This is a genomic window from Actinokineospora diospyrosa, from assembly GCF_024171925.1.
Taxonomy (GTDB): domain Bacteria; phylum Actinomycetota; class Actinomycetes; order Mycobacteriales; family Pseudonocardiaceae; genus Actinokineospora; species Actinokineospora diospyrosa.
Map to the genome: position 1 here is coordinate 53,047 of NZ_JAMTCO010000014.1, position 23,148 is coordinate 76,194.

Here is a 23,148-nt window from a genome sequence, read left to right on the forward strand (position 1 = left end):
GTTTCCTACTCACCCCCCTCGGTGATGCCTGGTGTACGTCGGTGCCCTGGAACTGGACCTCCTGCTCGGGGACGTCCACTCCCTCAAGCAGAAGCGCTCGGCGGTGCGGCCCGTGGTGGCCGAACTGCGCAAGCGGTTCGAGGTCGCGGCGGCCGAGGCGGGTCACCTCGACCTGCACCGCCGGGCCCTGATCGGCGTCTCGGCGGTCGCCGCCGACGCCGGGCACGTCACCGACGTCCTCGACGCCTGCGAACGGCTGGTCGCCGGGCGCCCCGAGCTGGAACTGCTGTCGGCTCGGCGCAGGCTGCTCGGGCCGGACGACTGATCACCGACCGAACACGGAAAGAAGGAGCGTCGTGGCTGACGCACCCCGCGCGCGCAAGCTCGCCAAGCGCATCTCCCAGATCGTGGCCTCGGCCCTGGAGCACGAGGTGAAGGACCCCCGGCTGGCCCGGGTCACCATCACCGACGCCAAGGTGACCGCGGACCTGCACGACGCCACGATCTACTACACGGTCCTCGGCGACAAGCTCGACGCCGAGCCCGACCACACCGCGGCCAAGGCGGCGCTCGACAGCGCCACCGGCGTGCTGCGCACCCTGGTCGGCCAGGGCACCGGCGTCCGGTTCACCCCGACGCTGACCTTCATCGCCGACACGGTGCCCGACGACGCCCGGCGCATCGACGACCTGCTGGCCCGCGCCCGCGCCGCGGACGCCGAGGTGGCCGCCCGCGCGTCCGGCGCGACCTACGCGGGGGAGCCGGACCCGTACCGGGCGCCCCGCGAGGACGACGAGGACGAGGACTGACGGTCGCCAGGTCCCGGGTTCGTCTCCGCCTGTTGTCTCTCGGGGGTGCGACGGTCGGTGCGAACGGACCGTCGTGCCATCTCCGCTGTTCGGGCGACTGGCACTAGCGCTACCGGGCGACAACGTGAAGGATTGCGGGGTACGGAGAGTCGTCGGGGCGTCTCCGAGATCGGCCGTTCCGGGGAGCGCATGTCCGGGTTGTCCCGCCGCCAGGTGATCGCGGCGTCGGTGGGGGGCGTGGCCACCACGGTGGGCCTCGGGCTGTTTGGCGCCTGGGCGCTGCGCCGCGACGAGACGCCCGCCGCCAGCGACGCGCGCACACCCATCCCCACCGAGATGGGCCCGACCACCACGACGCGCCCGCCCAAGCTGCTCGAGGTCCGGACCGTGAAGTCCACGGCGCGCAACCGCGATGTCGAGGTGGTCGCCTTCCGGCCGGACGGGGTCGCGCCGGGCACGCTGCCGGTCTGCCTCGCCCTGCACGGCAGGGGAGCGCGGGCCAGGGTCTTCACCGAACTCGGCGTCGGCGGCCAGCTCAGCGCCGCGGCGGCGTACGCGGTGGTGGCCGTCGACGGCGGCGACTCCTACTGGGTCGGCAACTCGGCCAAGGACGACCCGGTCGCGATGCTCACCGACGAGCTGCCCGGCTGGCTGGCCGACCTGGGCCTCAACCCGCGCCCGTTCGCCGTGCTCGGCGTCTCCATGGGTGCCTACGGCGCCCTCAACTACGTGCGCGAGCACCCCGACGCGGTGCGCGCGGCCGCCGTGATCAGCCCGGCGCTGTTCACCTCCTGGGGCGACGCGCGGGCCCGCAACGTGTTCACCGGCCGGGCCCAGTGGGAGCAAACCGAGCCGCTTCGTCACATCGATGCCCTCGGCGGCGCCAAGCTCGGTGTATGGTGCGGCACAGCCGACCCGCTGCTGCCCTCGGCCAACCGGCTCATCGATACGGCGCGACCCGCCGTGGCCAGGACCGCGCCCGGGGGCCACGACGCCGACTACTGGACCGCGGTTGTGCCCGAGGCGTTGTCGTTCATAGGCTCGCACATCTGACCCAAGTGGTGTAGACCTATTGTTCCGCACCTGCTCGCGTGGTCGCTGATCGCGTCGGGGCGCCCACCCCGCGGCGGTGCTGACCACCGATCATCCCACCACGGGAGTTCCACAGTGGACGGACGTTGGACCAGACGCGGGTTGCTCATCGCCGGTGCGGCCGCGGTGGCCGCGGCGGGCTGCGGTGCCCGCCAGCAGCAGCAGACCCCGGCCGCGACCCCCAAACCGCTGCCCAGCAGCGTGCCCCCGGTCGACTCGACCTCGGTGAGCAACCTGATCTGGCGCTCCTCGATCGGCGACGTCAAGATGATCGTGATGCGCCCGCGCGAGGTCGCCGGGCCGCTGCCGGTCTGCCTGGCGCTGCACGGCGAGGGCACCGACGCCAACCAGTTCGTCGAGATCGGGCTGCCGCCGCTGCTCACCGCCACCGTGCGCGCGGGCACCCGGCCGTTCGCCGTGGTCGCGGTGGACGGCGGCACCAGCAGCTGGCTCGGCGCGCCGCAGACGATGCTGGCCAAGGAGCTGCCGGACTGGCTCAGCCGCGCCGAGCTCGCCGACACCCCGTTCTCGGTGCTGGGCATCTCCTCCGGCGCGGTCGGGGCGTTCGAGTACGCCCGCACCCCGGGGCTGGCGCTGCTGAGCGCGCTGAGCCCCGCGGTGTTCACCGACTGGCGCGACGCGGAGAAGTTCGGCGGCTACACCGACGAGAAGCAGTGGCAGCGCGCGGAGCCGCTGCGCAACCTCACCGCGGTGGCCGGGCTGCCGTTCGCGGTGTGGTGCGGCACCGACGACCCGCTGCTGCCCGCCGCCCGTGAGCTGGCCCAGCGCACCAAGGCGACCCCGGCGGTCTTCGGCGACGGCGACCACTCGACGGTCTACTGGAAGAAGATCTTGCCGGAGGTGCTGCGCAACATCGGCGACTCGCTGGGCAAGAAGACGCCCTGACCCCGGTCCGCTGGGTGGCCCGACTGGACAGCGCGCCCGCGCGCGGGAACCCTGGGTGGGGTGGGAACCGATCTTGCCGCCGACCTGGCCGCCGCAGCCGACCTGCTCCGCACCGCGACCGATGTGACGCTGCTCGCGCACGTCAGCCCGGACGCCGATGCCCTGGGCAGCGCGCTGGCGCTGGGCTTGGCGCTGCACGCGCGCGGGGCGGTGGTGCGGGTCTCCTTCGGTTTCCCGACCGAGGTCCCGCGCTCGCTGCGCGGTCTCGACCCGATCGGGCTGGTCGTGCCCGCGCCTGCGGTCCCGGCCGCCCCGTCGCTGCTGGTGGCGCTGGACTGCGCCAGTGAGCAGCGGCTCGGGCAGCTGGTTGACCGGGTGCCCGCCACGATCGCCGCGGGCGGTCGGGTGCTGGTGGTGGACCACCACGTGGCCAACACCCGCTTCGGCACCGACCACCTGATCGACGAGACCGCGCCCGCCACCGTGGTGCTCGTGCTGGCGCTGCTCGACGAGCTGGGCGCCGAGCTGACCCCGCAGATCGCCAAGTGCCTGTACGCGGGCCTGATCGGCGACACCGGCTCGTTCCGCCGGGCCACCCCGGACACGCACGCCACCGCGGGCCGCCTGATCGCCGCCGGGGCCGACCCGACCGAGGTGGCCAGGCAGCTGATGGATTCGCACCCGTTCGGCTGGCTGCGGATGGTGTCCTCGGTGCTGGCCCGCGCGCAGCTGGTGCCGGACGCGGTCGACGGCCGCGGGCTGGTGCTGACCGTGGTGTCGCTGACCGACCTGGCCGGGCTGGAACCCGAGGACGCCGACAGCGTGGTGGACCTGGTGCGCACCGTCGAGGGCGCCGAGGTCGCCGCGGTGGCCAAGGAGATCACCCCGGGTCACTGGTCGGTGTCGTTGCGCGCGGTGGGATCAGCCGACGTGCGCGCGGTCGCGGCGTCGCTGGGCGGCGGCGGGCACCGGTTGGCCGCGGGCTTCCCGGCGCGCGGGTCGGCCGAGGACGTGTTGGTGCTCATCAAGAACGCCTTCGCCTGAGCCGTCCACACCGGACCCCCGGGCGGGGTTGACCGCGCGGAGTAGACCACTGGGTGACCGGGTCGGGACCGGGCGTGATCCCCCGGCCGCGAAAGCGCGACTTCTCGACGTTTTCCCGCGGTCATGTGATGGCCTGATGGTATAAACCATTCGTTACCGGGCGTGTGGGTCGGGACGTGCGCCGCCGGTGTTTCGCCCAACTCGATCAGGTGGTGGTCATGCGGTCGACCAAGGTCACGCTGCTGGCGCTCGCGTCCGCGTTGGTGGTCGCGGGGTGCGGGTCAGGCGGTGGGGGAGCCGACCCGGCCGTCGGTGCGCCCCAAGGCGCGATCGCCTACCTCGACTCCGACTGCCCGGACGCGGGGATCCGGCCCGACGGGGACAAGGAGTTCACCTACTGGTCGATGTGGAACGCCGACGAGCCGCAGGGCAAGGTGCTGAGCAAGGCGATCCGCTGCTTCACCGACAAGACCGGGGTGAAGGTCAACGTGCTGTGGTTGGGCCGCGACCTGCTCACCCGCAACGTGGCGCCCGCGCTCAACACCGGCACCGTGCCCGACCTGTTCGACCAGGACGTCAGCCAGGTCATGGCGTCGGTGGTCAGCGCAGGTGGAACGCAGCCGGTGGAGGACGTGCTGGACTACAAGGTCGGTGAGGGCGAGCTGAAGGTCCGCGACGTGCTGCCCGCGGCCTCCTACGACTTCCCGCAGAACAAGGGGCCCGACGGCAAGATCTTCGAGATCCCGTACGTGGTGTTCGGGTCCGCTTGGTGGTACGACCGCACCGTCGCCGGGCGGGTGACCGCGCCGAAGACGACCGAAGAGCTGTTCCAGTTGTTCGACAACGCCAAGTCCTCCGGCGTGGCCGCGCTCGCCCAGGACGGCGACCGCCCGGTGTCCAACGCGTCGCTGTTCACCCAGGCCGCGGTGCGCTTCCTCGGCGCGGGCGGCCTGACCAAGGCGGCCCAGGACAAGACGGGCGAGGTGTGGCGCAACGACGTCGGCCTCTACCAGGCGGCCGAGTTCGTCGAGAAGATCGCCAAGGGCCGGTACCTGATCCCCGGCTGGGACTCGGCCAAGTACCCGACCCTGCAGCAGCGCTGGGCCGACGGCGAGGCCGCGTACCTGTCCATGCCGGGGTGGCTGCCCAGCGAGTCCAAGCAGTACCTGGACAAGAAGGGCGGCGACCGCTCGATCAGCCTCGGCTCGTTCCCCTTCCCGCAGCCGGGCGCCGCCTCGCACATCGTCGCCGAGCGCATCCCGGTCGGCTTCGCGATCACCGCGAAGGCGAAGAACCCGGGCGCGGCCAAGGCCTTCATCGCTTACGTGCTCAACAAGGACATCCTCTCCGGCGTCCCCGCGGTCGCCGACAACCTCACCCCCCGCGCCGACCTCGCCGTCCCGGAGTCGCAAAAGGACATCCGAGCCGCCCTGTCCGACCCCGGCACCGAACAAGCCCTCTACCTCGACGGCGTCAACGCCCTGGCCGGTGGCGCGTGGGCCGAGACCGTCCTCTACCCACTCACCGACACCCTCCTACGCGGCAACATCTCCGCCGCCGACTTCATCGACGCCATGGCCGACCGCCAAGCCAAGTTCTGGAAGACCGCCAAGTAGCACCCCACCAACCACTCCCCGCCCCAACCTCCCCCACCTCACCAACCTGCCCCCTGCCACTGCTCGATGGGGCGGACTTGTTTTGCGTGGGGGGACGGCACCCGTAGCGTTTCCTCGCGGCAGGGCCAGTCTTTTCGGCCCCTGCTTTGCGGTTCTGCCACGGGTGTTGTAGGGGCCCCACGCAAAACAAGTTCGCCCCATCGAGCCAACCGCACTCCCAGCCCCGGCACGGACACACGGCTACCTCGCCCCACCGAGCCACACGCACTACCAGCCCCGGGGCGGACACATGGATACCTCGCAGCGAGCCGCACGCTCTCCCAGCCCAGGCGCGGGCACACTGATACCCACCCGTTCGAGCCGACCGCACTGCGAGTCCCGGCGTGGACACACCGATACCCGCCCATCGAGCCACGCGCACGGCCAGCCCAGCGCGGACACACTGGTCTTCGCCTCACCGAGCCACCCGCACTCCCACCACCCCGCAGCCACACCACCGTTCGCGTGGAGGCCCACCGCCCGTAGCGTCGTTCGTGGACCGGCCACGCTTCCGCCTCTGCTTTGTGGACATGCGCGGGTGCCCCACGCACAACAAGTCGGCCCCACCGAGCCCATCGCATGCCGGACCCCGTGGACACTCCCGACACGGCCAACGTCCTCAGTCGAGGCACCGGCTTGATCGATACCCTTCTCGATCACCGGGCACTGTGACACCTGGCTGCGTATTGTCAGCCCGGTGGACCGAGCCTCGTTGCGGCAGATCCTCGGACTGGCCGTACCCGCCCTGCCCGTTCTCGCCGCCGAGCCGCTCTACCTGCTCGTGGACACCGCCGTGGTCGGGCACCTCGGTGGTATTCAACTGGGTGCATTGGGGATCGGCGCGGTTGTCCTCGCGCAACTGTCCACCCAGCTGACGTTCCTGTCCTACGGCACGACGGCGCGCGCGGCCCGGTTGCACGGCGCGGGGCGTGGTGCGGAGGCCGCCGCCGAGGGGGTGCAGGCGACGTGGTTGGCGGTGGGGCTCGGGTTGGCGCTCGTGGGGGTCGGGCAACTGGTCGCCGGTCCGGTGGCGCGGGCGCTGGCCGGGTCGGGCGAGGTCGCGGCGGCGGCGGAGGGTTGGCTGCGGATCGCCCTGTGCGGCGTCCCGATGGTCCTGATCACCCTGGCGGGCAACGGCTGGATGCGCGGCGTCCAGGACACCCGCCGACCGCTGCGCTTCGTCCTGGCGGGCAACGGCGTCTCGCTCGTGCTGTGCCCGACCTTCGTCCACTTCCTCGACTGGGGCCTGGACGGCTCGGCCGTGGCGAACGTGGTGGGGCAAACGGTTGCGGCGGTGCTGTTCCTGGTCGCGCTGCGCGGACACGCGCAGCCGCCCCGCCCCCGGGTCGTCCTGGCACAGCTGAAACTGGGTCGCGACTTCGTCCTGCGCAGCCTGGCGATGCAGGCCTGCTTCCTGTCCGCCGCCGCGGTCGCCGCCCGCACCTCGGTCGGTGCCGTGGGCGCGCACCAGGTTGTTCTCCAGCTGTGGACGTTCCTCGCGCTGGTGCTCGACTCCCTCGCCATCGCCGCGCAATCACTCGTCGGCGCCGCACTCGGTGCCGGGCAAGCCAAGCGCGCCCGAGACCTGAGTGGTCAGTTCGCCCGCTACGGCCTCATCTTCGGCATCGCATTAGGAGCTGTCTTCGCCGGACTGTCCCACGTGCTCCCACGCGCCTTCACCACCGACCCCGCCGTCCTCACCGAGATCCCCCACGCCTGGTGGTTCTTCGTCGCCATGCAACCAGTTGCAGGCGTCGTCTTCGCCCTCGACGGCGTCCTCTTCGGCGCGGGCGACATCGCCTACCTCCGCACCGCCACCCTCGCCTCAGCCCTGGTCGGCTTCCTCCCCCTGATCTGGCTCTCCCTCGCCTTCGACTGGGGTCTCTCCGGAATCTGGACCGGCCTGACCCTGTTCATCCTCTTGCGCCTGATCACCCTCCTGGCCCGCATGCGCACCGGCCACTGGGCAGTCATCGGCGCCACCCGCTAGCGGCCTTCCCTTGTTGCGCAGTCGCTTCAGAGATAGTGCAGCTATCAGGTGACGTTGAGGGCGACCAATGCCTTTGCGGTGTTGCCTTCATCCACTCCCAAAGCAACCGCTTTGCCCGCCGGGTCGAAAAGGCCGTAAGTGCCCTCGATCCCCGCCGCCGGGATGCGCTTTCCGTGCGATAGCGCCAGGGTTTCCACTCGGTCCAGGTCTCGGCGGGGAAAGGCGGCGGTGACGGCGGCTTCCATGTCGAGGGAGAGGGTTGGGGTTTCTTCCAGTGCCTCAAGGGTTCGGGCCACGCGCAGGTCGAACGGGCCGACGGTGGTGCGGCGGAGGGCGCCTAGGTGGCCGCCGACGCCGAGGGCTGTGCCCAGGTCTCGGGCCAGGGCGCGGACGTAGGTGCCTGAGGAGCAGTCGACCATGACGTCGAGTTCGAGGGCTGATCCGGTGCGGGTGGTGGCGAGCAGGTCGAACCGGAACACCGTCACCGGGCGGGCCGCGAGGTGGACCTCCTCGCCCGCTCGCACCCGCGCGTAGGCCCGCTTCCCGTCGACCTTCACCGCGCTGACCGAGCTCGGCACCTGCTGGATCGGACCGGTCAGCGCCGCGATCCCGGCCGCGATGGCCGCGTCCGGCACGCCGGTCGGGTCGGCCTCGGACACGACCTCGCCCTCGGCGTCGTCGGTGGTGGTCGCGACGCCGAGGCGGATCGAGGCGAGGTAGGTCTTGCGGTCCAGCGCCAGGTGCCCGAGCAGCTTGGTCGCGCGTTCCACGCCGAGGACGAGGACGCCGGTGGCCATCGGGTCGAGGGTGCCCGCATGGCCAACCTTGCGGGTGCCGATGATCCTTCGGACCCTGGCCACCACGTCGTGGGAGGTCATGCCGGGGGCCTTGTCGACGACGATGAGGCCGGGGGGGACTGCTGCACGCTGAGACACGAGCGGCAATCCTAAGATGTCGCCGCTTCCTGCTCCGCCGGGATGTCCCACGGCCTGCGCCGGATCCGCACCGGCACCTCATCGCCCCTGGTCTCGGCGGCGAAGACGGCGGCCCGGGCGCGGCGCCACCACACCAGCGTCCGCCAGGCGCCCAGCAGCAGGACGGTGGTCACCGCGAGGAACGCCATCCGGAACGTCGACGGACCGGCCGAGGCGGTGTCGCCGCCGATCAGCAGGCCGACGCCGAGGGCGGACACCGTGATCGCGGTGAAGCCGCCGACGTTGACCACGCCGCTCGCGGTGCCGACCCGGTGGATGGGGTTGTAGTCGCGGGCGAGCGCGAACGCCACACCGGACAGCGGGCCGCCGACCGCGAAGATCGCGAACGCCACCGCGAGCACCGGCGGCGGGACGACACCGCCCGGCCAGCCGAGCAGCACCGCCCACACCAGCACCGCCGCCACCAGGAACCAGGCCACCATCGGCATCCGGCTCTCCGGCCACCGGCTCATCAACTGCCCGATCACCGGTGCCGTCGCCATCGACACGAGCACCAGCAGGCTCAGCACCGACCCGGCGGCCGCGGGCGACAGGCCCTGCCCCTGCACCAGGTACGGGTAGCCCCACAGCAGGCTCAGCACGCCGGGGGAGAACATCGTCGCGAAGTGCACCCAGAACCCCAGCCGGGTCCCCGGCACCCGCCACGCCAACCGGACCTGGCCGACCACCTCGCGCAGCGAGGTCGCCGGGCTCGGCTCCTGCTCGCCGTCGGGGGTGTCGCGCACCCGCACCAGCACGACCAGCGAGTACGCCGCGGTCGCCGCCCCCGCGATGGCGAAGGTCGCCGTCCAGCCCGCGTTGGCCAGCAAGAAGGTCAGCGGCACGGTCGCCAGCAGGTTCCCCAGCTGCCCGAGCGCCGCGGTCACCGACGCCAGCAGGGCGTACTTGCGCGGCGGGTAGTGCGCGGCGACGACCCGCAGCACGCTCACGAAGCTCATCGCGTCGCTGATGCCGAGCACGCCGCGGGCGACCAGGGCCAGCGGGTAGCTCGAGGCGACGGCGAACAGCACCTGGCCCGCACCCATGCCCAAGGCGGCCGCGGTCAGCACCCGGCGCGGGCCGAAGCGGTCGACCAGCAGCCCGGTCGGCACCTGCATGGCCGCGTACAACCCGATCTGCAGCACGGTGAACGTGCCGAGTTCGGCGGCGGTGATGCCGAACCGGTCGGCGGCCTGCAGCCCGGCGACCCCCAGCGTGGTGCGGTGGAACATCGCCAGCAGGTACACCGCGGCGGCGGCCGCCCAGATCACCAGTGCCCTGCGCCCCGTGGCTGGCAACGGCCCGCTCCTCTCGCGGCGTGGCGGACCACCGGCGGTGGCGACGCGATTATTAGCCTAGCTAAGGGTGTGGGCGCGCACACCCGCCCGAACCGGGAGTTCGGTCACACACCCGGGCGGGCGCACCGGCACCGACCACCCACTAGGCTTCGAGCCGTGCAGCGTTGGCGCGGTCTGGCGGACCTACCCGGGGGCTGGGGTCGCTGTGTGGCGACCATCGGCGTGTTCGACGGAGTCCACCGAGGACACCAGGAACTGATCGCCCGGGCCGTCGCGCTCGCCGCCGAGCGCGACCTGCCCAGCGCCGTGCTCACCTTCGACCCGCACCCCTCCGAGGTGGTCCGCCCCGGCAGCCACCCCGCCCAGCTGACCACCCTGCGGCGCAAGGCCGAACTGGTCGAGGAGCTGGGCGTGGACGTGTTCTGCGTGCTGCCGTTCACCCAGGAGCTGTCCAAGGTGGCCCCGGACGAGTTCGTGCACGAGATCCTGGTCGAGCGCCTGCACGCGGCCGCGGTCGTGGTGGGCGAGAACTTCACCTTCGGCAACCGCGCCGCGGGCAACGTCGAACTGCTGACCGCCCTCGGCCAGCGCTTCGGCTTCACCACCGAGGGCGCCGAGTTGGTGACCGCGGGCGAACTCGCCTTCTCCTCCACCTACATCCGCTCCTGCATCGACGCGGGCGACGTGCGGGCCGCGGCCACCGCGCTCGGCCGGGCGCACCGGCTGGAGGGGATCGTGGTGCGCGGCGACGGCCGCGGGCACGAACTCGGCTTCCCCACCGCGAACCTGTCCACCCCGCGCTTCGCCGCCGTCCCGGCCGACGGGGTCTACGCGGCCCGGTTCACCCTGCTCAACGGCCACAACCGGGCACCGCTGGGCGCCGCGGTCTCGGTGGGCACCAACCCGACCTTCTCCGGCCGCGAGCGTCGGGTCGAGGCGTTCGTGCTCGACGTGGAGGAGGACTTCTACGGCCAGCGGGTCGCCATCGACTTCGTCGAGCGGCTGCGCGCGATGGAGCGCTACCCCAGCTCAGCGGCCCTCGTCGAGCAGATGCACCGCGACGTCGCCCGCACCCGCGAGCTGCTCGGTTAGGCCATCCGGAGCACCCTGGTGGTTATCCCACGAAACGAACCGGTGGGCCGGCAAGATACTCCCGAGGTCAGGGGGGACCGGTCCGGCACTAGGGGAGAGGCGCGGGTGGAGGACCACAAGATCGTCCAACGCAACATCGCGTTGCAGCGGGAGTGGTACGGCGAACCCCTCGGGGACCGGGTGCGCAGGCTCGTCGTGGCCTTCGACGTCTCGCAGGCCAACCTGGCCGACGTGCTCGGCATCAGCGCGCCGATGCTCAGCCAGGTGATGAGCGGGCGGCGGGCCAAGATCGGCAACCCGGCGGTGCTGGCCAGGCTGATCATGCTGGAGCGCAAGATCCTCACCCCCGAGGTCGCCTCCGGCCGCCGCGAGGCGCTGCAGCGCGCGCTCGACGACGTTCGCGCTTCGAAACCGGCCGTGACCAGGGACAACCTGCCCGTCGATGTCGGCCGCAGCGCCATCCTCGCGCTGCGCAGGCTCGCCAGCGCCGAGGACCTCACCGAGGCCGCCGGGCTGCTCGACGACCGCTTCCCGGACCTCGCCGACCTGTTACGCCGCGCCGGAAAGCGCGTGTGAGCGGGATCTTCTCCGCGTTCGCGGTGCCCGACCCGGTCGCCGAGCACCTGGCCGAGCGCCTTGCCGAGTGCCGGTCATCCACCGCGCCCGACCTGCGCCGGACGCCCCGCGAGCAGTGGCACGTCACGGTCGGTTACTACGGCCGGGACGACCCCGACCAGCGGCTGGCCCGGCTGACCGAACGGGTGAGCGGGCTGCGGGCGCCGCGGCTGCGGATGAGCGGCTCGGGGACCTTCGCGCAGGTGTGCCTGCTGAAAATCGCTACCCCCGATCCGGTGGACTTGCGTAACCTGGCGGAGGCGGCCGACTTCCAGCTCGGCGGCCACCCGGACTACCTGCCGCACGTGACCGTCGCGCGGTGGTCCACCCCGACCATCCCGATCACCTCAGGCCTCGACCTGGCCGCTGAGCTGCGCGGGTACGACGGCCCGCAGTGGGTTCCCGACGAGCTGGTGCTCTACGCGAGCCACCGGGGGACCTACACCCCGATCGGTCGCGTGCCCCTGCTCACCGCAGGCGCGCCCGGGGCAGGGTGCTAACCTTGGTGTTTGGGTACGGCTGCGGTCCGTGGCGGCTGATACCGACTTTTCCCACACGGCACAGGCACCACGAGGAGTTGACGAGTGGCTCTGTCCACCGAGCAGAAGAAGACGATCCTCACCGAGTACGGCGTGCACGACTCGGACACCGGATCCCCCGAGGCCCAGATCGCGCTGCTGACCAAGCGCATCAAGGACCTCACCGAGCACCTCAAGCAGCACAAGCACGACCACCACTCGCGGCGCGGACTGCTGCTGCTGGTCGGTCGCCGCAGGCGGCTGCTGAACTACCTGACCAAGGTGGACATCGAGCGCTACCGGTCGCTGATCCAGCGGCTCGGCCTGCGCCGATAGCTCGAACCCCGGGGGGAGTGGCCGTCAGGTCGCTCCCCCCGGGTACATAACCGAACCGAAACCACCCCGCGCGTGCCGGACCGGCACACCACGCGGGCGAACCAACAGGGCAGCACGCCGCGCGCCACGGGACCAGTTCGCCGGTCCTCGGTAGTGGTTCCCGCCGAGCCGAGAGGGCTCCGGGGACTTCGATCGAAGACCGGCCTCGTCATGAACCGCGACCCCGTGCCCGGGCAGTGCGCCGCCCTGACGACGAGGAGTTCTCCCTACATGACCGAAATCGCTGTGCACGAGACCACGGCCGTGATCGACAACGGCTCCTACGGCACGCGCACCGTCCGCTTCGAGACCGGCCGCCTGGCCCGCCAAGCCGCGGGCAGCGTCGTGGCCTACCTCGACGAGGAGACCATGCTGCTGTCGGCGACGACCGCCTCCAAGCAGCCGAAGGACCAGTTCGACTTCTTCCCGCTGACGGTGGACGTCGAGGAGCGCATGTACGCCGTCGGCCGCATCCCCGGCGCGTTCTTCCGCCGCGAGGGCCGTCCGTCCACCGACGCCATCCTCACCTGCAGGCTCATCGACCGGCCGCTGCGCCCGTCCTTCGTGGACGGTCTGCGCAACGAGATCCAGGTCGTCATCACCGTGCAGAGCCTCAACCCGCAGGACCTCTACGACGTGGTGGCCATCAACGCCGCGTCCGCGTCCACCCAGCTGGCGGGCCTGCCGTTCTCCGGCCCCATCGGCGGTGTGCGCGTCGCGCTCATCGGCGAGCAGTGGGTGGCGTTCCCGACCCACGACCAGCTCAAGACCGCCGTGTTCGACATGGTCGTCGCGGGCCGCGTCGTTGGTGACGATGTCGCGATCATGATGGTCGAGGCCGAGGCCACCGAGAACGTGATCGACCTGGTGGCCGAGGGCGCGCAGGCGCCGACCGAGGAGGTCGTCGCCGCGGGTCTGGAGGCGGCCAAGCCGTTCATCCGGGTGCTGTGCGAGGCGCAGGCCCAGTTGGCCGCGGTCGCCGCCAAGGAGACCCGCCCGTACCCGACGTTCCCGGCCTACCAGCCCGACGCCTTCACCGCGGTCGAGGCCGCCGTGAGCGACGAGCTCGCCGCCGCGCTGACCATCGGCGACAAGCAGGAGCGCGAGTCCCGCATCGACGAGGTCAAGGCCCTGGTGCTGGAGAAGGTCGGCGCGGTCGAGGGCGGTGCCTTCGACGGCCGCGAGAAGGAGATCGGCGCCGCGTTCCGGTCGCTGAACAAGAAGCTGGTCCGCCAGCGGATCCTGCGCGACAAGGTCCGCATCGACGGCCGCGGCCTCACCGACATCCGCGGCCTGTCCGCCGAGGTCGCGCTGATCCCGCGGGCGCACGGCTCGGCGCTGTTCGAGCGCGGCGAGACCCAGATCCTGGGTGTCACCACGCTGAACATGCTCCGCCTCGAGCAGCAGATCGACTCGCTCTCGCCCGAGACGCACAAGCGCTACATGCACCACTACAACTTCCCGCCGTTCTCCACCGGTGAGACCGGCCGCGTGGGTTCGCCCAAGCGGCGCGAGATCGGCCACGGCGCGCTCGCCGAGCGGGCGCTGGCGCCGGTGCTGCCCAAGCGCGACGAGTTCCCCTACGCGATCCGCCAGGTGTCGGAGGCGTTGAGCTCCAACGGTTCCACCTCGATGGGCTCGGTCTGCGCGTCCACCATGTCGCTGCTCAACGCCGGTGTGCCGCTGAAGGCGCCGGTGTCGGGCATCGCGATGGGCCTGGTGTCCGATGAGATCGAGAACGCTGCCGGTGAGACCGAACGGCACTATGTCGCGCTGACCGACATCCTCGGTGCCGAGGACGCCTTCGGCGACATGGACTTCAAGGTCGCCGGTACCAAGGACTTCGTGACCGCGCTGCAGCTGGACACCAAGCTCGACGGCATCCCGTCGGACGTGCTGGCGCAGGCGCTGGGCCAGGCCCGCGACGCGCGCTACACGATCCTGGAGGTCATGGCCGAGGCCATCGACGGTCCGGACGAGATGAGCCCGTACTCGCCGCGGGTCACCAGCGTGAAGATCCCGGTCGACAAGATCGGCGAGGTGATCGGGCCGAAGGGCAAGATGATCAACTCGATCACCGAGCAGACCGGCGCCGACATCTCGATCGAGGATGACGGCACGATCTACGTCGGTGCCGCGGACGGCCCGTCCGCCGAGGCCGCGATCGGCCTGATCAACGCGATCGCGAACCCGCAGCTGCCCAAGGTCGGCGAGCGGTTCCTGGGCACGGTCGTCAAGACGGCCGCGTTCGGCGCGTTCGTCTCGCTGCTGCCGGGCAAGGACGGCTTGGTGCACATCTCCAAGCTGGGCAACGGCAAGCGGGTCAACAAGGTCGAGGACGTGGTCAAGGTCGGCGACAAGCTCCGGGTGGAGATCGCCGACATCGACCAGCGCGGCAAGATCAGCCTGGTGCTGGTCAGCGAGGACGACGCCGCCGCCGCCTCGGACAACGGTGCCGCCGTGCCCGCCGAGGCTGAGGTGGCTCCCGCCCAGTGAGTCCCAGTTCCCCGGTGACGGCCGCGGGCGCCAACGGCGCCCGCGGCCGTTCCGCACCTCACCAGTCCCCCGGAGACCAGTCCCCCGAAGCGCCGCGGACCCCGGCCGCCAAGCGGGTCCACGGCCACCTGCAGAAGCCCGGCAGCACGGTGCTGCTCGAACGCGACGGCGACACCGAGGTCCGGCGCACGCTGCTGCCCGGTGGCCTGCGCGTCATCACCGAGCGGGTGCCCGGCGTCCGCTCGGCCTCGGTCGGCATCTGGGTCCAGGTCGGCTCGCGCGACGAGCCGAGCTCGGTCGCCGGTGCCGCGCACTACCTGGAACACCTGCTGTTCAAGGGAACCGCGCGCCGCTCGGCCGCGCAGATCGCCGAGGAGATCGACGCCGTCGGCGGTGAGCTGAACGCGTTCACCGCGAAGGAGCACACCTGCTACTACGCGCACGTGCTCGACGAGGACCTGCCGCTGGCCATCGACCTGGTGTCCGACGTGGTCTTCGACGCGGTGTGCGCGGAGTCCGATGTGGAGACCGAGCGCGGGGTGGTGCTCGAGGAGATCGCCATGCGCGACGACGACCCCGAGGACCTGCTGCACGACGCGTTCTGCACCGCGCTGATGGCCGACCACCCGCTGGGCCGCCCGGTCCTGGGCAGCGAGCAGTCGATCACCTCGATGACCCGCACCGCCCTCAACGGGTTCTACCGGCGTCGCTACACGATGCCGCGGATGGTGCTGGCCGTGGCGGGCAACGTGAACCACCGCTCGGTGCTCACCCTGGTGCGCAAGGCTTTGCGCGACAGGCTCACCGGCGACCGGTTGCCCATCGCGCCCCGCACCGGGCGGGCCCGCCTGGGGTCGTCGCCGCGGTTGGTGCTGCACACCGACGACACCGAGCAGGCGCACATGATGCTCGGCGTCCGGGCCCTCGACCGGCACGACGACCGCCGGTTCACGTTGAGCGTGCTCAACGCCGCGCTCGGCGGGGGCATGAGTTCCCGGTTGTTCCAGGAGGTCCGGGAGAAGCGCGGGCTCGCGTACCAGGTGTACTCATCGGTGGCCGCTTACGCTGACACCGGCCACCTGTCCATCTACACGGGCTGCCAGCCGGATCGGCTCGGCGAGGTCGCCGGGGTGGTCCGCGAGGTCTTGCGCGAGGTGGCCAAGGACGGGTTCACCGACGCGGAAGTGGCCCGTGCCAAGGGGAGCCTGCGCGGCGGTCTCGTGCTCGGCCTGGAGGACACCAGCTCCCGCATGTCGCGCATCGGCAAGGGCGAGCTCGCCTACGGCGACTACCTCACCGTCGAGCAGACCCTGGACCGCTACGCCGCGGTCACCGCCGATGACGTCGCGGTCCTCGCGCGTGACCTGCTGGCCCGGCCCCTCGCCGCGGCCGTGGTCGGCCCTTACGCTCACACCGACGACGTTCCGGTCCAACTGCACGAGGTGAGCAAGTGACGAGCTCCGTTCCCCCCACCCGCTCGGCCGACAACCCGATCCGGGTCGGCGTCCTCGGTGCCCGCGGCCGGATGGGCGCCGAGGTGTGCGCCGCGGTGGAGGCGGCCGACGACCTGGAGGTCGTCGCCATGGTCGACTCCGGCGACTGGACCTTCGACCTCGCCGACGCCGGTGCCGAGGTGGTCGTCGACTTCACCCACCCCGACGTGGTCATGGAGAACCTGCGGTTCTGCGTCGACCACGACATCAACGCCGTCGTCGGCACCTCCGGGTTCGACGCGGCCAAGCTCGACACGGTGCGGCAGTGGCTGGAGCCCAAGCCGGAGCTCGGGGTGCTCGTCGCGCCGAACTTCGCCCTGGGCGCGGTGCTGTCGATGCGCTTCGCCCAGCTCGCGGCGAAGTACTACGACACCGTCGAGATCATCGAACTGCACCACAACCGCAAGGCCGACGCCCCCTCCGGCACCGGTGCGCACACCGCGGGGCTCATCGCCCAGGCCCGTGCCGCCGCCGGGCTCGGCGTGGTCCCGGACGCCACGACGTCCGAACTGGACGGTGCCCGCGGCGCGTCGGTCGACGGGGTCCGGGTGCACTCGGTGCGGCTGGGCGGGCTGGTCGCGCACCAGGAGGTCCTCTTCGGCGGCGAGGGCGAGACGCTGACCATCCGGCACGACTCGTTGGACCGCAAGTCCTTCATGCCCGGTGTGCTGCACGGGGTGCGGGCCATCCTCGACCACTCGGGTCTGGTCGTCGGCCTGGAAAACCTGCTGGACCTGTGATGTCCGCGCGTTCGGTGTCGCTGCTGCTGACCGCCGTGCTGGTCGTCTACTTCGTCCTGCTCGGCGGTCGCGCGGTGGCCCTGTTCCGCGACGGCTCCCCGGTCGCGCTCGGCCTCGGTGTCGGCGTTGTGCTGCTGCCCCTGGTCGGCGCCTGGGTCGTGTGGTCCACGCTGCGCTTCGGGGTCCGCACCCAGGAACTGGGTCGGCGGCTGGCCGCGGAGGAGGGCTTGCCCGACACCTCGGACCTGCCGCTGATGCCCTCGGGCCGGGTGGACCGGGCGGCGGCGGACGAGTTCTTCGAGCAGTTCCGTGCCGAGACCGAGGCGGCCCCCGAGGACTGGCGCTCCTGGTACCGGTTGGCTGTCGCTTACGACGTGGCGGGCGACCGGGGTCGGGCGCGCGACTCCATGCGCAAGGCCTTGGAGCTCGCGGACTAGGTGCTGTCCGGGCGCTCGATGTGCGTCTCCTCCGACACGGGCAGCCCGGCTTCGCGGATGCGGCTGACCCAGGCCGCGAGCTCGGGCGAGTAGGCGATCGTGCGCAGTCGCAGCGACCCGTCGCCCGAGTGCAGCAGGGCTTTGGCCTCGAACGGCTCGGAAGCGCTGAGGTTCTGGGTGTAGCGGACGTCCATGTGCGTGCACGCGGTGAGCGACCGGGTCCCCGTGGCGCCGTTGTGGCGGCGGAACTCGACGTGTGTCGGTTCCAGCGGTGGCGCCAGGCGCGCCCACACCACCTCCTGCGAGTACTTCATGAGCCGCCAGCGCAGGTACAGCGCCAGCGCCGCCACGAGCGCCACGAACCCGGCGACCAGACCCGCCCAGAGACCGCTCCCGACCCCCGCCACCAGCCCCACGAGCGCCGCGACGGCGAGTAGGCCGACCGCGACCGCCGCGTACCGCGCCACCACCCGGTCGGGCCGGGGCCACGTCCACTCCCATTCCACGGAGCCCAGGTTAGGGCCGAGGTGGTGGCTGGTGTGGACCGTTTTGTCGGTCTCGGGGGTTAGCCTGGCCCGCATGACGACCTACGTCCTGTTGCCCGGCGCGGCGTCCGACTCGCGGTACTGGCGGTTGGTGGTGCCGCTGTTGCGCGCACACGGCCACGAGGTGGTCACGCCGGACCTGCCGTGCGAGGACGACACCGCGGGGTTCGAGGAGTACGCCGACGTTGTGGTGGACGCGGTGCGCGGGTACTCGGACCTGGTGGTGGTGGCCCAGTCGATGGCCGGGTTCACCGCGCCGATCGTGGCCACCCGGGTACCGGTGCGCCGGATCGTGCTGGTCAACGCCATGGTGCCGGTCGCGGGGGAGACCGGTGACCAGTGGTGGGCGACGTCCGGGTCGTCGGCGGCGATGCGGGCCAACGACGTGCGGGAGGGGCGGGACCCGAACCGCGAGTTCGACCCGGTGGAGGTGTTCTTGCACGACGTTCCCGAGGCGTTGTGGGAGGAGCCGCTGGGGCAGTCGGGCAGGCCGTTCGAGACGGTGTGGCCGTTGGAGCGGTGGCCGGATGTGGCGACCAGCGCGGTGGTGAGTGCGGGGGACCGGTTGTTCCCGGTGGGGTTTCAGCGCGAGTTGTTGCGGGTGCGGTTGGGGGTGGAGCCGGTGGAGATCGATGGGGGGCATTTGCCTGCGCTGGCGAATCCGGATGGGTTGGTGCGGGCGTTGGTGGGGATCGGATAGGCCTGCGCGTTCGTGACCAACACCCGCACCGCGGCGTCGTACAAACAAGATGACGAGAGGAGTTCGATGCAGCCCACTATTGAGACCCGGGCCGCTCAGCCCTATGTGTCGATCCGGACCCAGGCCAGCTTGGCTGAGTGGGGCAAGGTCAACGCGCTGATCGGGGAGGTCTACGGCTGGGTTGCCCAGCGTGGTGTCGAGCCCGCGGGGGCGTTGTTCTACCGGTATCACTCGGTCGCTGGCGATGTGATTGATGTTGAGGTCGGGGTTCCGGTGCCCAGCCTTGTCGACGGTGATGGGCGGGTGTTGGGGGGTAGTAAACCCGCTGGTCAGTACGCCGTGTTGATGCACAACGGGCATCCGGACCGGATTCGGGAGACCTTCGCGGCCTTGGACGCGTGGGCTGAGGCCACCGGCACCGAGTTCGACGTCACCGATGGGGTTTGGGCGGGGCGGTTCGAGTCCTACCTGAGCGACCCGGCGGTGACGCCTGATCCGGCTGAGTGGCGGACGGAAGTGGCATACCGCGTACGGGACTGATCCGGTCGGACTACGCTGTCGCGGTCGTCACCGATCGGAGAGCGCGGATCGTGAGCACATTCGAAGTCGAGGACTCCACCGGCGTCTGCCGGTGCCCGGCCTACTCGGACATCCCGGGGCGCCGTGAACTGCACGACGTGGGGGCGCCCGGGTGCGCCTACGAGACGGAGGAGTCCGAGCAGGACTAGGGCTGGTGGGGATCGGGTCGAGAACCCGGTCCCCACCGGTCTTCCCGGGTTCGGGCGAGTCCGGTGTGGACTCGGTGTGCGGTGCGCGTGGTGGGGATCTCGGCGTTCGTCGGTGGCGCGGGGCATGATGGGGGCATGTGCCGAAGCATCAAGACCCTCCGCGCGCCGTTCGTCGATGAGGTGGGCGACGACGACGTTCGGGCGGCAGCGCTGCAGTACGTGCGGAAGATCTCCGGGTTCCGGGCTCCCGCGCCGCACAACGCCGAGGCGTTCGAGGCGGCGGTGGACGCGGTGACGGCGGCGACGCAGGAGTTGTTGGACCGGCTTGTGGTGCGGGGTGGCAAGCAGTAGCCGTCTTAGAGGAACCAGCCCGCGAACAGGGCGGGCGAGGCGGCTAAGGCGCTGAAGCGGATGAAGCGGCCCAGCAGGCCGACGCCGATGAACGCCGACAGGCGCATGCGCACCAGGCCCGCGAGCACGACCATGGCCATGAACGGTGGCACGCCGACGACCGAGCTGACGCTGTAGGTGCCGTACAGCCAGCCGGGGTGGCGTTCGCAGCGCTCGCGGATCTGGGCGACCCAGTCGCGCAGCCGCTTGGTGCGTACCTCCCAGCGCGCGCGGCGCGGGGTCATCGGCCGTTCCCGGTCGTGGTGGCGGTGCACGAACGCCGGTAAGCGGATCCAGCCGCGCGCGGCGAAGTAGAACAGCAGCTTGCCCAGGACCTGCGCCACCGCGACCACCGCGCCCAGCGCGAGCCAGTGCACCTGCGGTTCCTGCGCGGCGAGGCCGAGCACGAACAGCTCGATGCTGACGAGGGGCACCAGCGCGGAACTGAAGGCGACGCCGAAGGTCACGCACAGCCAGCCCAGCACTAGGCACCCCCCTCCATCATCAACAAAGGTCCGCACCGACGGTACCTGAGAAGCCGACCCGGGCGGCTTGAGTTGTCCACACCACCCCCCGGGCGCACCCGACCCGCTACCCCGCGGCCGTGATCACCGCTCAGCGTGGTCGGTCGATCACCGCCTGGAGTCCTCGGTTGCCTTGCGCTGCACCGGTGTTCGCCGCAGCACGCCGGTCGCGATCAGGGCCGCGACGGCGGTTGCCGCGGCGATCGCGGTGACCGCGCGGGTGCGCCGCGGCTGGTCGCGGCCCGCGAGCTCGCCAGCCGCGGCGGCCGCCTCGGCCCGGTCGTAGAGCACCTTGGCCCGGGTCAGCGCGATCATCCGCTCCCGCCGGTCGGGCACTTGGTCGGCGACCACCCTGGCCAGCAGGTGCCAGGGCACGATCCGCTCGCCGGAGCGGTACTCGCCCCACAGCGCCGCCCAGTTGCCGAACTTGGCGCAGAGCTCGTGCGCGCTCAGCGCCGCGGTGTGCGCGCCGAGGAACTCGGCGAGGTCGTTGCTCTCGGGGGTGCTGCCCCGTTGTCGTGCCGGTTCGCTCATCGTCGGTTCCCCGCTGGTGTCCGGCGGACCGGTGGGTCCGCTTACGTGACCGCCGCCGGTGAGGGGTCTCCTCGGTCGGCGGCGGCGTGGGTCCGGCCGGAGCCGTCGCGAACCAGTATGGGGGCCCTCAGACCAGGTCCAGCCCGAGTGACCCGGTCAGCCGAACCTCGCGCAGCGGCCTGCCGCCCGCGTCCAGCGTGCGCACGACCCCGTCGGGCACCCACCCGGCGCGCTGGAAGAACCCGACCAGCGACTGGCTGCGCTCGGGCACCCAGCAGATCCCCCTGGTCATCCCCGCGTCGGCCGCGGCGGCGCACGACGCGGCCAGCAGCCGTCCGGCGTGCCCGCGCCGCCCCCACCTCGGCTCGACCAGCAACGTCCCCACCAGCGCGACCGTCCCCGCGTCGGGCGCGGGCACGTCGTTCGCCCCCGCCGACTCCGACTCGGGGGAGGGCCCGACCACGCAGAACCCGACCAGCCACTGCCCCTCGACCGCCACGTGCACGGTCGCGGGCCCCTGCTCGAGCACCCGCGCCAACTCCGCCGCCGCGGCGTCGGCGTCCAGCCCGGCCAGCACATCGGGGGGCAGGAGGTTCTCGAACCCGGTCTGCCACGTGCTCACCTGCACGCGGGCCAACTCGGCAACGTCATCGGGACCCGCGGCACGCACGGCGGCTTCGGCCATGCCGCTGAAGGTAGTGGACGGCCCGCGGCTGTCGGTGCCGGGTGAGAGCATCGGGGCGTCCCAGCACCAGGAGCCCACCAGTGACCCAGATGACCCCGTCGGCCGCCCGCCGCACCGCCCTCGCCGCCCAGGGCTTCGCCGACCCCCGCCCCACCGGCGTCCCCACCCGCCGCCACCTCCAGCGCACCATCGACCGGGTGCAACTGCTGCAACTCGACTCGGTCAACGTGGCGGTCCGCGCGCACTACATGCCGCTGTTCTCCCGCCTGGGCCCCTACCCGACCACCCTGGTCGACGACGCCGCGTGGTCGCACTCCACCCGCCGCCCGCGCACGCTGGTCGAGTTCTGGGCGCACGAGGCGAGCCTGATCCCGGTCGAGGACTGGCCCCTGTTCCGCTGGCGCATGGACCGCTACGAGTCCCGCTACGCCAACTACCTGGCCCGCGTCGCCCCCAAGTCCCCCGGCCTGGTCGACGACGTCCTGGCCACGGTGAAGGAACTGGGCCCGGTGTCGGCCGGAACCCTCGAGAGCACCCTCGGCGGGGCCGTCCCCCGGGCCAAGGGCGGGTGGTGGAACCGCTCCGACATCAAGCACATCTGCGAGTTCCTCTTCGCCACCGGCCAACTAACCACCGCCACCCGCGTCGGCTTCCAACGCTTGTACGACCTCCCCGAGCGAGTTCTCCCCGCCTCAGTCCTCGCCGCCCCGCGCGTTCCGGACGACGAAGCCGCCCGCGCATTGACATTGCGCGCCGCAGTGGCGCACGGGGTGGGGACCGAGAAGGACCTACGGGACTACTACCGGCTTGAACCCGCGCGGTCGCAGCAGGCGGTGGGCGAGTTGGTGGAGGCCGGTTTGCTGGAACCGGTCTCGGTACCTGGGTGGCGACACGGCGCCTATAGGCACGTGGACGCGCGAACGCCTCGACGGGTAGAAGGGCGGGCGCTGTTGTGTCCTTTCGACCCGTTGATCTGGGAACGGGATCGAGCGGAGCGACTGTTCGGGTTCAGGTATCGGATCGAGATCTATGTGCCTGAAGCGAAGCGGGTTTACGGGTACTACGTGTTCCCGTTCCTTTTGGACGGTGAGTTGGTGGCGCGGGTCGATTTGAAGGCGGATCGCGCGGGTGGGGTGTTGCGGGTGCAGGGGGCGTTCTTGGAGTTGGGGCAGGATGCTGGGCGGGTGGCTGGGGAGTTGGGGGCGGAGTTGAGGGTTATGGCGGAGTGGTTGGGGTTGTCGGGGGTTGTGGTGGGGGAACGGGGAGATTTGGCGGGGGCGTTGCGGAGGGCGGTGTAGCGCGGGGGTGTCTGTGTGCTTAGAGTTGTTTGTCCACAACCTGATTGGTTGTCCACAGGCCTTGGTTGCTGCTCCTGGTTTGTCGGTCTCCGTCGGTAGGCTGTGTATTGGGGGCTCTTGCGGCAGATGATCTTGCGGGGCGGCTGGGTTGTCCACAACGGCTTTGGTTGTCCACAGGGCGCTGCTTGGTGCTCCCGGTTTGTCGGGGTG

At 71.3% G+C, this 23,148-nt stretch carries 26 protein-coding genes; 20 read left to right on the plus strand and 6 right to left on the minus strand.

The window, feature by feature from the left end:
* Nucleotides 1–31 precede the first annotated feature (31 nt).
* The 7 genes from LV75_RS26440 (at nucleotide 32) to LV75_RS26470 (ending at nucleotide 7,496) form a co-directional block, all read left to right on the plus strand.
* Nucleotides 32–325 carry a DUF503 domain-containing protein gene (locus LV75_RS26440; protein WP_204455358.1) on the plus strand — a complete coding sequence of 98 codons (294 nt, stop codon included), beginning with the start codon at nucleotides 32–34 and terminating at the stop codon, nucleotides 323–325.
* Nucleotides 326–356: 31 nt separating this feature from the next.
* The gene (gene rbfA / locus LV75_RS26445) at nucleotides 357–809 is read left to right on the plus strand and encodes a 30S ribosome-binding factor RbfA (protein WP_253889751.1); all 453 of its coding nucleotides are present in this window, start codon (nucleotides 357–359) and stop codon (nucleotides 807–809) included.
* A 189-nt stretch (nucleotides 810–998) separates the two neighbouring features.
* A complete protein-coding gene (locus LV75_RS26450; protein ID WP_253889752.1) occupies nucleotides 999–1,862 on the plus strand; it encodes an alpha/beta hydrolase in 864 nt (287 codons plus the stop codon).
* Nucleotides 1,863–1,976: 114 nt separating this feature from the next.
* A complete protein-coding gene (locus tag LV75_RS26455; protein ID WP_253889753.1) occupies nucleotides 1,977–2,807 on the plus strand; it encodes an alpha/beta hydrolase in 831 nt (276 codons plus the stop codon).
* A 60-nt stretch (nucleotides 2,808–2,867) separates the two neighbouring features.
* Complete coding sequence (locus LV75_RS26460) at nucleotides 2,868–3,851, plus strand: DHH family phosphoesterase (RefSeq protein WP_253889754.1); 984 nt, start codon at nucleotides 2,868–2,870, stop codon at nucleotides 3,849–3,851.
* Between the two features lie 218 nt (nucleotides 3,852–4,069).
* A complete protein-coding gene (locus LV75_RS26465) occupies nucleotides 4,070–5,467 on the plus strand; it encodes an ABC transporter substrate-binding protein (RefSeq protein ID WP_253889756.1) in 1,398 nt (465 codons plus the stop codon).
* A gap of 736 nt (nucleotides 5,468–6,203) precedes the next feature.
* Nucleotides 6,204–7,496, plus strand: coding sequence for an MATE family efflux transporter (locus LV75_RS26470; protein WP_308211042.1), 1,293 nt, complete (start codon nucleotides 6,204–6,206; stop codon nucleotides 7,494–7,496).
* 44 nt (nucleotides 7,497–7,540) lie between these two features.
* Here the strand turns inward: LV75_RS26470 and truB are convergent, their stop codons facing one another.
* Entirely contained in the window at nucleotides 7,541–8,431 is an 891-nt protein-coding gene (gene truB, locus LV75_RS26475) for a tRNA pseudouridine(55) synthase TruB (protein WP_372504233.1), read from the minus strand.
* Nucleotides 8,432–8,442: 11 nt separating this feature from the next.
* Nucleotides 8,443–9,768 carry an MFS transporter gene (locus LV75_RS26480; protein WP_253889757.1) on the minus strand — a complete coding sequence of 442 codons (1,326 nt, stop codon included), beginning with the start codon at nucleotides 9,766–9,768 and terminating at the stop codon, nucleotides 8,443–8,445.
* A 156-nt stretch (nucleotides 9,769–9,924) separates the two neighbouring features.
* Here LV75_RS26480 and LV75_RS26485 point away from each other — a divergent pair, with 156 nt between their 5' ends.
* From LV75_RS26485 to LV75_RS26520, 8 genes are all read left to right on the plus strand, one after another.
* On the plus strand, nucleotides 9,925–10,860 hold the full coding sequence (locus LV75_RS26485; RefSeq protein ID WP_253889759.1) for a bifunctional riboflavin kinase/FAD synthetase: 936 nt from the start codon (nucleotides 9,925–9,927) through the stop codon (nucleotides 10,858–10,860).
* Nucleotides 10,861–10,965: 105 nt separating this feature from the next.
* The gene (locus LV75_RS26490) at nucleotides 10,966–11,436 is read left to right on the plus strand and encodes an XRE family transcriptional regulator (RefSeq protein ID WP_253889762.1); all 471 of its coding nucleotides are present in this window, start codon (nucleotides 10,966–10,968) and stop codon (nucleotides 11,434–11,436) included.
* Nucleotides 11,433–11,975 carry a 2'-5' RNA ligase family protein gene (locus tag LV75_RS26495; RefSeq protein ID WP_253889765.1) on the plus strand — a complete coding sequence of 181 codons (543 nt, stop codon included), beginning with the start codon at nucleotides 11,433–11,435 and terminating at the stop codon, nucleotides 11,973–11,975. Before LV75_RS26490 ends, LV75_RS26495 begins: the two co-directional genes overlap by 4 nt.
* A gap of 84 nt (nucleotides 11,976–12,059) precedes the next feature.
* Nucleotides 12,060–12,329, plus strand: a complete 270-nt coding sequence (gene rpsO / locus LV75_RS26500; RefSeq protein WP_092778728.1) for a 30S ribosomal protein S15 — start codon at nucleotides 12,060–12,062, stop codon at nucleotides 12,327–12,329.
* A gap of 270 nt (nucleotides 12,330–12,599) precedes the next feature.
* The gene (locus LV75_RS26505; RefSeq protein ID WP_253889766.1) at nucleotides 12,600–14,864 is read left to right on the plus strand and encodes a polyribonucleotide nucleotidyltransferase; all 2,265 of its coding nucleotides are present in this window, start codon (nucleotides 12,600–12,602) and stop codon (nucleotides 14,862–14,864) included.
* A 128-nt stretch (nucleotides 14,865–14,992) separates the two neighbouring features.
* A complete protein-coding gene (locus LV75_RS26510) occupies nucleotides 14,993–16,318 on the plus strand; it encodes a M16 family metallopeptidase (protein WP_253889984.1) in 1,326 nt (441 codons plus the stop codon).
* Nucleotides 16,315–17,097, plus strand: coding sequence for a 4-hydroxy-tetrahydrodipicolinate reductase (gene dapB, locus LV75_RS26515; RefSeq protein WP_308211043.1), 783 nt, complete (start codon nucleotides 16,315–16,317; stop codon nucleotides 17,095–17,097). Before LV75_RS26510 ends, dapB begins: the two co-directional genes overlap by 4 nt.
* Complete coding sequence (locus LV75_RS26520) at nucleotides 17,097–17,534, plus strand: tetratricopeptide repeat protein (RefSeq protein ID WP_253889767.1); 438 nt, start codon at nucleotides 17,097–17,099, stop codon at nucleotides 17,532–17,534. Before dapB ends, LV75_RS26520 begins: the two co-directional genes overlap by 1 nt.
* Here LV75_RS26520 and LV75_RS26525 read toward each other — a convergent pair.
* Nucleotides 17,531–18,040 carry a hypothetical protein gene (locus LV75_RS26525; RefSeq protein ID WP_253889768.1) on the minus strand — a complete coding sequence of 170 codons (510 nt, stop codon included), beginning with the start codon at nucleotides 18,038–18,040 and terminating at the stop codon, nucleotides 17,531–17,533. The two genes, LV75_RS26520 and LV75_RS26525, sit on opposite strands and share 4 nt — an antisense overlap.
* A gap of 73 nt (nucleotides 18,041–18,113) precedes the next feature.
* Between LV75_RS26525 and LV75_RS26530 the strand changes: the two genes are divergently transcribed.
* The 4 genes from LV75_RS26530 to LV75_RS26545 all read left to right on the plus strand — a co-directional run bounded on the left by LV75_RS26530 (nucleotide 18,114) and on the right by LV75_RS26545 (nucleotide 19,858).
* Nucleotides 18,114–18,779 (plus strand): alpha/beta fold hydrolase, encoded by a 666-nt coding sequence (locus tag LV75_RS26530; protein ID WP_253889769.1) that lies wholly within the window; start codon nucleotides 18,114–18,116, stop codon nucleotides 18,777–18,779.
* Nucleotides 18,780–18,845: 66 nt separating this feature from the next.
* On the plus strand, nucleotides 18,846–19,319 hold the full coding sequence (locus tag LV75_RS26535; RefSeq protein ID WP_253889770.1) for a GyrI-like domain-containing protein: 474 nt from the start codon (nucleotides 18,846–18,848) through the stop codon (nucleotides 19,317–19,319).
* A gap of 50 nt (nucleotides 19,320–19,369) precedes the next feature.
* Nucleotides 19,370–19,507, plus strand: coding sequence for a hypothetical protein (locus tag LV75_RS26540; RefSeq protein ID WP_253889771.1), 138 nt, complete (start codon nucleotides 19,370–19,372; stop codon nucleotides 19,505–19,507).
* A gap of 135 nt (nucleotides 19,508–19,642) precedes the next feature.
* The gene (locus LV75_RS26545; protein WP_253889772.1) at nucleotides 19,643–19,858 is read left to right on the plus strand and encodes a DUF2277 domain-containing protein; all 216 of its coding nucleotides are present in this window, start codon (nucleotides 19,643–19,645) and stop codon (nucleotides 19,856–19,858) included.
* A 5-nt stretch (nucleotides 19,859–19,863) separates the two neighbouring features.
* Here LV75_RS26545 and LV75_RS26550 read toward each other — a convergent pair whose 3' ends face one another.
* The 3 genes from LV75_RS26550 to LV75_RS26560 all read right to left on the minus strand — a co-directional run bounded on the left by LV75_RS26550 (nucleotide 19,864) and on the right by LV75_RS26560 (nucleotide 21,691).
* Nucleotides 19,864–20,382 carry a hypothetical protein gene (locus LV75_RS26550; protein ID WP_253889773.1) on the minus strand — a complete coding sequence of 173 codons (519 nt, stop codon included), beginning with the start codon at nucleotides 20,380–20,382 and terminating at the stop codon, nucleotides 19,864–19,866.
* Between the two features lie 147 nt (nucleotides 20,383–20,529).
* On the minus strand, nucleotides 20,530–20,955 hold the full coding sequence (locus tag LV75_RS26555) for a hypothetical protein (protein WP_253889774.1): 426 nt from the start codon (nucleotides 20,953–20,955) through the stop codon (nucleotides 20,530–20,532).
* Between the two features lie 127 nt (nucleotides 20,956–21,082).
* Nucleotides 21,083–21,691: a GNAT family N-acetyltransferase gene (locus LV75_RS26560; RefSeq protein ID WP_308211044.1), complete on the minus strand. Its 609-nt coding sequence runs from the start codon at nucleotides 21,689–21,691 to the stop codon at nucleotides 21,083–21,085.
* A gap of 38 nt (nucleotides 21,692–21,729) precedes the next feature.
* Here LV75_RS26560 and LV75_RS26565 point away from each other — a divergent pair, with 38 nt between their 5' ends.
* Entirely contained in the window at nucleotides 21,730–22,938 is a 1,209-nt protein-coding gene (locus LV75_RS26565; RefSeq protein WP_253889990.1) for a winged helix-turn-helix domain-containing protein, read from the plus strand.
* Nucleotides 22,939–23,148: the final 210 nt, after the last annotated feature.

What these genes read in the sequence shown, in the direction of transcription:
- LV75_RS26545 (WP_253889772.1), top strand. Translation starts at nt 19,643, where the DNA reads ATGTGCCGAAGCATCAAGACCCTCCGCGCGCCGTTCGTCGATGAGGTG.
- LV75_RS26535 (WP_253889770.1), top strand. Translation starts at nt 18,846, where the DNA reads ATGCAGCCCACTATTGAGACCCGGGCCGCTCAGCCCTATGTGTCGATC.
- LV75_RS26530 (WP_253889769.1), top strand. Translation starts at nt 18,114, where the DNA reads ATGACGACCTACGTCCTGTTGCCCGGCGCGGCGTCCGACTCGCGGTAC.
- LV75_RS26560 (WP_308211044.1), bottom strand. Translation starts at nt 21,691, where the DNA reads ATGCTCTCACCCGGCACCGACAGCCGCGGGCCGTCCACTACCTTCAGC.
- LV75_RS26565 (WP_253889990.1), top strand. Translation starts at nt 21,730, where the DNA reads ATGACCCCGTCGGCCGCCCGCCGCACCGCCCTCGCCGCCCAGGGCTTC.
- LV75_RS26465 (WP_253889756.1), top strand. Translation starts at nt 4,070, where the DNA reads ATGCGGTCGACCAAGGTCACGCTGCTGGCGCTCGCGTCCGCGTTGGTG.
- LV75_RS26520 (WP_253889767.1), top strand. Translation starts at nt 17,097, where the DNA reads ATGTCCGCGCGTTCGGTGTCGCTGCTGCTGACCGCCGTGCTGGTCGTC.
- LV75_RS26555 (WP_253889774.1), bottom strand. Translation starts at nt 20,955, where the DNA reads ATGAGCGAACCGGCACGACAACGGGGCAGCACCCCCGAGAGCAACGAC.
- LV75_RS26450 (WP_253889752.1), top strand. Translation starts at nt 999, where the DNA reads ATGTCCGGGTTGTCCCGCCGCCAGGTGATCGCGGCGTCGGTGGGGGGC.
- LV75_RS26505 (WP_253889766.1), top strand. Translation starts at nt 12,600, where the DNA reads ATGACCGAAATCGCTGTGCACGAGACCACGGCCGTGATCGACAACGGC.